This is a genomic window from Parabacteroides faecalis (genome assembly GCF_022809355.1).
GTDB classification, from domain to species: domain Bacteria; phylum Bacteroidota; class Bacteroidia; order Bacteroidales; family Tannerellaceae; genus Parabacteroides; species Parabacteroides faecalis.
Genome location: NZ_JAKZMM010000043.1, coordinates 17139 through 25858 on the forward strand (window position 1 = coordinate 17139; position 8720 = coordinate 25858).

Here is an 8720-nt window from a genome sequence, read left to right on the forward strand (position 1 = left end):
CACGAAAATGTCATGTAATTCTACTGATGTTTTCATTGCTCAATGCGCATCTGCTTGTGAAAGTGGGTGCGCTTTTTTTGTATATGTAGCTAAAAGTTAAATATTTGTTTTTTAGTATTTTACATCGAAAATAAAAAGTGGTAATCATTTGTTAATCAAATATTTATTTGTATCTTTAAATATCCAAAGATAACACAAGTTTAACAAGTAAAAGTAAAGAGCAATGAGAACTATAGAAGAAATGATTGAAAGAGCAATTGAAAGAATTGTCTTTGATTATACAAGCAAGTTTGGTATTAAAAATCTTAAAGGCATTGATGCTTATTGGGCAACCTTACAGGCGTATGAAGCGATATTCGGAAAAGATACTTATGATCACATCCTCTCGGAAGTAGAGAAAAGAATACCGCAAGAATAACTGTAAAATTAAGAGTAATGAAAGATTCTGAATTCAAAAAAGGTCAGTCAGTAATAGTTACCACAAAGAGAGGTAATATTGAAGGGACATATCAAGCGTTGACGTCAATATCTGCACATTTGAGACTGAATACTCAGTTGACTATCTAAAAGACGGCAACACATGGACAATGATTGGAGTTCCAGTAAGAGCGATAGAGATTTTGTAAATTTAACAGGCAGCTATTCAGAGTTGCTACAAAAACACGATTATGAATACATATTACAAATTTTGTCCGAACGTATTTCTGGCAAAGTGCGAAGAAAAGCATGAGAAAGGTGAAGTTATTGAAGTAACCACCAAACACGGAAAAGAGAATGAAAGCATAGTGTTTAATCTGATATTTGAACGTGATGGCTTCTATTATTACTCAATAGTTCGCGCTGATGGCTTTAATGTTCAAGAATGGGCAAAACGAAAAGCCGAACGTAGACTTAACTGGGCTGCATCCGCTGAACAGAAGAGTAATGAATACTATGAGAAGTCAAACAAGGATAGAAATTTTCTCTCGCTCGGTGAACCTATCAAAGTAGGCCATCATAGCGAAAGACGACACAGAAAAGCAATTGAAGATGCCTGGAATAATATGGGCAAGAGCGTAGAGTTTGATGAGAAAGCCAGAGAGCATGAAAGAATAGCTCAGTATTGGGCAAACAAAGCTGATACCATAAACCTTTCAATGCCTGAAAGCGTGGACTATTATGAGCATAAGTTAGCAGTAGCTAAAGAGTACCATGAGGGGATGAAATCCGGCAAATATCCACGTGAGCACTCATACTCTTTGACGTATGCAAAGAAAGCGGTAAACGAAGCTCAAAAGAATTTTGATTTGGCAAAGAAACTTTGGTTATAAATCCGGTATCCTTCGGGCTACCACTATTTGAGATGGTTATGAAAAAAGAAAAGTTAACGGTTAAAGCATCAGATGTAAGAAGCATAAAAATGAGCGTAAATCCGCCCAAAGTGGTAGTGGATGCAGGTTATAGAGTGATTCATGACGGTGAAATAAAATGCTGGGTAGGTATAGGCTGGTTGACCGAAGGCAGAGCTACAAAGAGTGACTACTATAAGATACCAGAAGTTGTAAACGGATAATACGGCTATGAAAGAGAAAAAAATCCTACAAGAAATAATTGATTGGTTGAATTCAGATGCCAGCTACCTCTCAGCAAGAACAGATTATGGCAAAGGATATAAGAATGGTATTTTCAGAGCCAAAGAAATAGTGTCTGAAATCATCAAAGAACATGATGAAAGACTATTGAATGATTGAAACAAACAAAAGTTTTGCAAAACGGCGTGATTACAATGTAGTTGCGCTGTTTTTTATTGGTTTATAATGATTGAATATCAATCATTGTTTGTATATTTGCACTATGGCATTTGTTTATGTCTTGCGCACTCCTTCACGCGATTATGGCGGTGTGCTTCCGCATTGCCATTCTTTCGTTTAAGGAGTATGTTAGGTTGAAACTTAATCATCGTATGAAGGAGTACGAAACAATGTTATGGATGAAATAACTCAAATACTCAACTCAGGACTACCTATTGATGATGTGATAAGCGTATTGAAAGAAAAATCAGTATGTGTACCGTCATGGATCAAGCTAATCAAAGCATACGAACCGACTTTGCACGAAATTGTAACAGATACGATTACACGTAAAGACAAGATAAAGAGTGATGGGACAAAAGAAGAAGCGTCACGTATCTATGTCGGTCTTGAAAAGCTGCTGACTAAGCGCATGACAGAGTTCATGTTTGCAATTCCAGTGAAACGTGTCTATCATAACATAGAAGAAAACGAAACCCGTCAGCAGATAGCTAAAGCGATTGAATCCATATATAAGTACGCTCGTATTGATACTGAGAATATCAAGCGTTCCACATCTTTCTTTGCATCGTGTGAAATATTCACGATTTGGTATGTCGTAGACAAGCCTAACACACTCTACGGATTTAACAGCAAATACAAGTTGAAGTGTAAGACTTATAGCCCTATGGATGGAGTAAGTCTTTATCCGTTGTTTGACGAACTAGGAGATATGGTCGCTATGTCGTTTGAGTATAAGAAGAAGATTAAGGACGAAGAAATCACGTTCTTTGAGACCTATACTGCCGATAGACATTATAAGTGGAAGCAGGATGGACAAGGCTGGACAGCTGTTATAACTGGCGAACCAATACAGTTGAAGAAAATTCCCGGAGTGTATGCTTTTCGTCAAGTACCAATATATCACGGACTTACACGTTTAAGAAAGGAGCTTGAATACACTCTCTCACGAAACAGCGATGTAATAGCATACAACGCCTCTCCTGTGCTTAAAGTGTCCGGTAAGATGTTAGGCGAAGAAGACAAGGGTGAAAGCCGAAGGTTGTTCCGTGTCGAGCAAGGCGGTGATGTTTCGTACGTTTCGTGGTCGCAGGCTATTGAAGCTGTGAAGTACCATATTGATACTTTGCTGAAGCTATACTGGATGCAGTCACAGATGCCGGATATATCATTCGATAATATGACGAAACTTGGAAATATCGGCTTCGATGCTCGTCAGACACTTCTCACCGATGCTCATCTTAAAGTAGGTGATGAAAGTGGTGTGTGGATTGAAACACTTGACCGTGAAGCAAGTGTAGTTAAAGAGTTCTTGAAGATGATGAATACTTCTTGGGCTAAAGAAATAGATGAAGTCGAAGTAGAAAACATCATAACTCCATTCATTCAGTTGGATGAAGATTCAGCTATCAATCGGGCTATCAAGAGTAATGGTGGAAAGCCTGTCGCAAGCCATTTGGAAAGTATTCAGATGGCAGGTATATCCAACGACCCTATTACTACCCTCGAACAGATACGGAAAGAGGAGGCTGAAGAAGCAAAAGTAAGAATGGAGAGCGTGTTCAATGAAAGTGCAATGTAGTTATGGCTAAGAAAGCACGTCAACAAACTAGTTATCATTGTCGTGATTGCAAGCACGCATACTTTTATGTGCAAGCGTACTTTCCATAAGTTCAGTAAGTTTTTGAACCGTGATTGTTACGGAAAGTTTGAAAAGAAGTAATGGCTAAGCCGAAGATTCCAAACCAAAGATACAAGTATAGCGAGCTGAATAAACGACTCACCAAGTATGTTGCGCTCGTTCAATCCATCTATGGAACATTGAACCTCGATGTTGCAAAATTGGTTGAACGATTAGGTATTACAGAAGCAGACATTGAAATAAGACCATTCAGTTTCGATGACTATCCCGAAACACGAAAAAAGATAGCTGACATTCAGAAGCAGTTCGTAAGTGATATACAGGCTGTAATCTATCGTGGAACAAGCGAGGAATGGAAGAATAGTAACGAAGTGCAGGATTTGCTTGCTAATGCTGTTTTGAAGTCGTATGATGCTGTTGTAGATAAAGAAAAATACAAAGTCCTGTACCAAAACAATTCCGATGCACTGAAAGCGTTTCAGAACCGGAAGGACAGAGGACTTAATATTTCCAGCAAACTATGGAACCAGTCTGTTATTTACAAGAAAGAACTCGAAGATGCTATCTCATGCGCTATTGAGAAAGGATATAGTGCTGTTACATTGAGTAAACGAATATCCAAGTATCTGAATGATTTTCCACAACTGCAAAAAGATTACAAAGAGAAGTTTGGAACAGCAAGTCAAGCGGAAGATTGTGAGTATCGTTCCATACGTTTGGCTCGTTCCGAAATCAACATGGCGTATCGCACTGCTGAAAACGAACGCTGGAAGCAAATGGATTTCGTCGTTGGGTATGAAATAAAGTTGAGCCATGTACATCATCAACGTATGCCACATGGTGATATTTGTGATACTCTTGCAGGTAAATATCCGAAAGATTTTGTTTGGACAGGTTGGCATCCGAATGACCTTTGTTATAAAATCCCCATTCTCAAAACAGAAGAAGAATTTTGGGAATGGGACGGTCGCAGTGAAGTTTCAACCAAGAGCGTGAATGAGGTTAAAGATGTGCCTGATGCTTTCAAAAAGTGGGTTGATGATAACTCAAGTCGCATATCTAAAGCCAAAAAGAAAGGCACGTTACCTTATTTTTTGAAAGATAACAAGAAATTCTATTAATATGTTTGTTTTTCAATCATATATTACTATCTTTGTAATGCGTATGAAGCTGTACGCCACGAACTTGTCGTAAGAACCTTTCATTGCTCTAAGGTTTGAGTTCAAGACGAATAGTCTGCTGGCATACGCTTGTGCTACGCAGACTATTTTTTTTGAATTAAAAAAACAAATGTAAATGAACAGACAACAGCAAGTTTTCGTGAGATTGAAACTTAAAGCGAAGGCGTTAGGGTTCAACCAAAAAGAGCTGAAGGGTATCGCCGCCAAGATTGCCGATAACCTTGAACTCGCAGATGATGCCTCAGACGAGGATGTAAACGCAAAGATTGACGAACAGATTGATGCGGTTCTCCCCTACTTATCTTTCGGCCAGTCACAAGCAAACAGATTGCTTGACGAATGGAAGAAGAATCACCCTGAAACAGATGACGACGATGATGACGACAATGATGATGACGACACATCGAACAAAAACAATCGTCAGGCTGGTTCAAAGAAAAATCCCAAAAACAACGGAAAAGGAAATGATGTAGAGCCTGAATGGTTCAAAGCGTTTCGTGAGCAGCAAGAAGCACGTTTCGCTGCATTGGAAGGAGAAAAGACGACTTCCGGCAGAAAAGCGAAATTAGAAGCGTTGCTGAAAGACGCTGGAACATTCGGAACACGCACCTTAAAAAGTTTCGCGAAGATGAGCTTTGAGAGTGATGATGATTTCGATGAGTTCTATTCCGAAGTTGAAGAGGATTTGAAGGCTTTAAACCAAGAACGTGCCAACGCTGGACTTGCCGCATTGGGAAATCCTCCTGCAACAGATGTTAACAAGCCAAAAGAAGATGAAGTTATCAGCGATGCAGAAATAGAGGCATTGGCCAATAGCTTCTAATTATTAACTAAATAATCATGTAAAAAATGGGTGCAACAGCAAATTTAGCAAGTGAAATGGAAACCATCAACGCAGGTATGGATTCCGTTGTTATCCGTCACTTCGTGGCTGGAATTTTGGGTGGGCGCACATTGGATGTGTCAAATTACAAGCTTCCTGTAATCAAAGCAGGTCACGTTGTTATACGTGATACTGCTAGTGACACGTACAAGCCGATGCCTGTAAATAGTGATGGTACTGCTTATGAGTCATTGCCTGGCTCACACGAGTATGTCGGTGTTGTAGTATGCAGTAAGCCTGTAAGTGAACCACTTGTTGGTATCATGTATGCAGGTGAAGTAAATGATATGGCAAGTCCGTTCCCGGTTGATAGTATCAAGGATGCCATGAAAACGGCATTACCGACATTGGTATTTATGCACGACTAAAGAAGGAGGTGACAAATGAAAGAATCGTTATTTATCGAATATGTGAAAAAAATCTTCCCGAAGTTACAGACAATCATCGAGAAGGTAAATGGAAAGCGTGGAAATAAACTCACGTATCTTCATAAGACTATGCTTCGCAAGGAGTATTCGGCTGATCAGAAATGGGAAAGCGCATCAGTTAACACTACCTATGTGTCTGCCGACATGGTTGCTATGGATTCACCGCTTCCTGCAAAGAATCGTGATTCTATCGCACACGCCAACGGTACGTTGCCGAAGGTTGGTATGAAGAAGATACTGCGTGAAACACAAATCAATGCTATTAACATCATGAAGGCGCAGGGTGCTTCGTTCACTAGCATTGCTAATAAGTTGACCAACGATCCTGTTGCATGTTCTGTTGGTATTGACGAAAAGAACGAAGCCAATTTCTTGACTGCTCTCTCAAACGGTATCGTTATTGTTGAAGACGAGAACAACACCGGAACAGGATTGCGTATTAACTTCAACTATATGCCAGAGAATTGTTTTGGTGTTGAAGTTCCAAACTTTATTAGCTATGATGACATCAAGAATGTGCTCTCTAAAGCTGACGCAGACGGTAATTCGATCACTACTATCATGTTGGCATTGAGTACATATAACGCTATTCGACAAACACAGTGGGCTAAGGAGTTGGTAGCAAACTACCGTGGTCAGACAGTTGTAGAAGGAACGAAGTTGCCAGTCCCAACTGCTTCTTTGTTTGATGAAGCTTTTGCTGATGACAACAATGGTATCAAGTTCCTGAAGGTGGACCGTACTGTTATTTCAGAGAAAAACGGTAAGCGTAAACCTTACAAGCCTTGGAATGCGAATAAAATTATTTTCCTCACCACTGAAGAAGTTGGTGCATTGGTTTGGGGTACGTTGGCTGAAAAAACAAATCCTGTTTCAGGTGTGGTTTACTCAACTGTAGATGAATACAAGCTCATTAGTAAGTATTCCAAGAATGATCCGTTGCAGGAGTTCACAAGCGGACAAGCTCTAGTGTTACCAGTTATTGAGAATGTTGATCAAATCTATTCTTTGGATATTACCGATGGGCAGTTGGTTGACACAGAAGCTGAAAGTTCTGATACAGGAGATGAAAAAATCACCGTTTGGGGACAGGCCTACAAAAAACCTGAATTTGTGACTGAATACAACAAAATTCGTGGTAGCAAGCTGGCTGGTACTATTGCCGATGATAAGCTGATTGCCGCCGTGAACAAATTGAGTGACGCGGAAGAGGCTGCTTTGAAGGCTGCTGTTGAAACTCACAAGGCTGTCTAAGGATAGGAGGCTAAGATATGAAGACAATTCTGCAAGCATTAATAGACGAGATTGATTATCCGTTCCCTGTTGGCAAGTTTGAGAACAAGTTGTTAGCTCGAGGATTGAATGGAGATGATGAATGTACTTACGATGTAATCACAGGAAACTCGTTCAAGGGTGCTGTAGCTGATTGTCTTTATTCTCTGATTGAAGCGGTAAACTTTTCCGAATCAGACAAATCTATAAGCCTCCCAGATAGAGACGTACTATTGAAGAAGATGAACGCTATTTATACATCCATAGGTGAGCCTGAGAAATGCTTTGGCGAGCCTGTGGTTTATATTGGAGGGTAATATATGGCAGTATTGAATCTGAGACCTCATACTCTACGCTACCTAATTGTCAGTGACGGTTACGAGGATGAGAATGGCGATTACCATGAAGGCGAAAGTTCGTGGTCAGATACATTAATTCCTTGCGATATCGTTCCGGCAGGAAAGGCTAACGAGATAGCGTTTGATGACGGTGTAGTCAAGAAGTATTCTTATACTGTCTATCTTTCCAAAGATTGCATAGAGTTCAAACTTGGAGATAGGATAAAGATTTGTCTTTTCGGAGAAACCGAGAGAGAGTTTGAGGTGAAAGGATTTCATCGTTACCAGCACCAGTGTAAGATGTGGATTTGATATGGGCATAAGAATGAATACACCGATGAGCGAAGTTCAAGCTGTCATTCGAGCAGAAGCAGAACGTGTCGAAAGGCTTACCATACGTGCGCTTTCCTATTTGGGAGAGCAATGTGTGATAAAAGCAAGAGATCGTTCTTCAGAAGAAAGCTGGTTTGACCAGACCGGTAACTTGCGTAGCTCAATCGGTTATGTCATTGCTCATAACGGAAGTATAATCGGTTATTCAGATTTTCAGCAAGTGAAGAATGGTTCAGAAGGTGTACAGACCGGAAAAGAGTTCGCAACCGAATTGATTAAGAAATACTCGATAGGGTATGCTCTTGTGGTTGTCGCCGGAATGAACTATGCCGAATATGTGGAAGCTATGGATAACAAAGATGTGCTTGCCACACCTGAACTGTTTGCAAGAAAAGAATTGCCAAAGATGATGCAGAAACTAAGTAAACAAGTAGCAAAATGAAAACGGTAATTGACATAAAGGATGATGTGTACAATGTGATTAAAGGCTCTGCGCTTGATGAAGAAGCCACAGGAAAGCTGTGCAAATCTTCCAAGCGTCCTGCTAATTCCGACAAGGAAGATATTGTTATCTCCGTAATCGGAAACAACGTAAGCCAAATGCAGGAAGCCTTTGTTTACGTCAACATCTACGTGAAAGACAATATCCGTGATGGTGAAGCAGAAATAAACGACACACGTTGTCGTGAGCTTTGCCGACTTGCGTCTGATTTATTGGAAGTGCATAACGGAGGCTGTTTCAGAATTACATTGGTTGAGCAGACCACACCACCTGTTAACGGTAAAGATGAACACTTCATCAAAAACAAGATTTTATATCAGTATTGTAACGAATAATTAAAATTGAATAGAT

At 40.0% G+C, this 8720-nt stretch carries 13 protein-coding genes; all 13 read left to right on the forward strand.

The genetic code is table 11. The features are described 5' to 3' along the window. Nucleotides 1–223 precede the first annotated feature (223 nt). The 13 genes from MUN53_RS14495 to MUN53_RS14555 all read left to right on the forward strand — a co-directional run bounded on the left by MUN53_RS14495 (nucleotide 224) and on the right by MUN53_RS14555 (nucleotide 8704). Nucleotides 224–418 (forward strand): hypothetical protein, encoded by a 195-nt coding sequence (locus MUN53_RS14495; protein WP_243326214.1) that lies wholly within the window; start codon nucleotides 224–226, stop codon nucleotides 416–418. A gap of 250 nt (nucleotides 419–668) precedes the next feature. Continuing rightward, nucleotides 669–1310, forward strand: a complete 642-nt coding sequence (locus tag MUN53_RS14500) for a DUF3560 domain-containing protein (RefSeq protein ID WP_243326215.1) — start codon at nucleotides 669–671, stop codon at nucleotides 1308–1310. Nucleotides 1311–1399: 89 nt separating this feature from the next. Next, nucleotides 1400–1552 carry a hypothetical protein gene (locus MUN53_RS14505; protein ID WP_204398285.1) on the forward strand — a complete coding sequence of 51 codons (153 nt, stop codon included), beginning with the start codon at nucleotides 1400–1402 and terminating at the stop codon, nucleotides 1550–1552. Nucleotides 1553–1559: 7 nt separating this feature from the next. Continuing rightward, nucleotides 1560–1730, forward strand: coding sequence for a hypothetical protein (locus tag MUN53_RS14510; protein ID WP_243326217.1), 171 nt, complete (start codon nucleotides 1560–1562; stop codon nucleotides 1728–1730). A 235-nt stretch (nucleotides 1731–1965) separates the two neighbouring features. Continuing rightward, a complete protein-coding gene (locus MUN53_RS14515) occupies nucleotides 1966–3372 on the forward strand; it encodes a phage portal protein (RefSeq protein ID WP_243326218.1) in 1407 nt (468 codons plus the stop codon). Nucleotides 3373–3512: 140 nt separating this feature from the next. Continuing rightward, a complete protein-coding gene (locus MUN53_RS14520) occupies nucleotides 3513–4553 on the forward strand; it encodes a hypothetical protein (RefSeq protein WP_243326219.1) in 1041 nt (346 codons plus the stop codon). A 175-nt stretch (nucleotides 4554–4728) separates the two neighbouring features. Next, entirely contained in the window at nucleotides 4729–5436 is a 708-nt protein-coding gene (locus tag MUN53_RS14525; protein ID WP_243326221.1) for a hypothetical protein, read from the forward strand. A gap of 26 nt (nucleotides 5437–5462) precedes the next feature. After that, nucleotides 5463–5864: a hypothetical protein gene (locus tag MUN53_RS14530; RefSeq protein ID WP_243326223.1), complete on the forward strand. Its 402-nt coding sequence runs from the start codon at nucleotides 5463–5465 to the stop codon at nucleotides 5862–5864. 15 nt (nucleotides 5865–5879) lie between these two features. Next, entirely contained in the window at nucleotides 5880–7178 is a 1299-nt protein-coding gene (locus MUN53_RS14535) for a hypothetical protein (RefSeq protein ID WP_243326225.1), read from the forward strand. Between the two features lie 17 nt (nucleotides 7179–7195). Then, complete coding sequence (locus MUN53_RS14540) at nucleotides 7196–7513, forward strand: hypothetical protein (RefSeq protein WP_243326227.1); 318 nt, start codon at nucleotides 7196–7198, stop codon at nucleotides 7511–7513. Nucleotides 7514–7516: 3 nt separating this feature from the next. Further along, nucleotides 7517–7846, forward strand: coding sequence for a hypothetical protein (locus MUN53_RS14545; protein WP_243326229.1), 330 nt, complete (start codon nucleotides 7517–7519; stop codon nucleotides 7844–7846). A 1-nt stretch (nucleotide 7847) separates the two neighbouring features. Next, on the forward strand, nucleotides 7848–8309 hold the full coding sequence (locus tag MUN53_RS14550) for a hypothetical protein (protein ID WP_243326231.1): 462 nt from the start codon (nucleotides 7848–7850) through the stop codon (nucleotides 8307–8309). After that, nucleotides 8306–8704, forward strand: coding sequence for a hypothetical protein (locus MUN53_RS14555; protein ID WP_243326233.1), 399 nt, complete (start codon nucleotides 8306–8308; stop codon nucleotides 8702–8704). The genes MUN53_RS14550 and MUN53_RS14555 overlap by 4 nt, the downstream gene beginning before the upstream one ends. The last annotated feature ends 16 nt before the right edge of the window (nucleotides 8705–8720 follow it).